1 protein-coding gene is annotated in these 306 nt (G+C 65.0%); it reads left to right on the top strand.

Translation table 11 applies throughout. The features are described from left to right. A partial coding sequence (locus J0A68_RS23360) for a RecQ family zinc-binding domain-containing protein (protein WP_206580517.1) occupies positions 1 to 306 on the top strand: 306 nt, incomplete at both ends.

Raw genomic sequence — 306 nt, 5'->3', positions numbered from 1 at the left:
ATCGAATCCTATTATCAGGAGACCGGCCGCGCCGGGCGCGACGGCCTGCCGGCCGAAGCCATCCTGCTGTACGATCCCGCCGACATGGCCTGGCTGCGCCGCTGTCTGGAGGAGAAACCCGCCGGGCAACAGCTGGACATCGAGCGTCACAAGCTGAACGCCATGGGCGCTTTCGCCGAGGCGCAAACCTGCCGTCGCCTGGTGCTGCTCAATTACTTCGGCGAAGGCAAGCACGAAAACTGCGGCAACTGCGATATCTGCCTCGATCCGCCCAAGCGCTACGACGGGCTGGAGGACGCGCGCAAG

This window comes from Algoriphagus oliviformis (genome assembly GCF_017254915.1).
Lineage (GTDB): Bacteria > Bacteroidota > Bacteroidia > Cytophagales > Cyclobacteriaceae > Algoriphagus > Algoriphagus oliviformis.
This window is presented reverse-complemented; position numbering and strand designations above follow the sequence as displayed.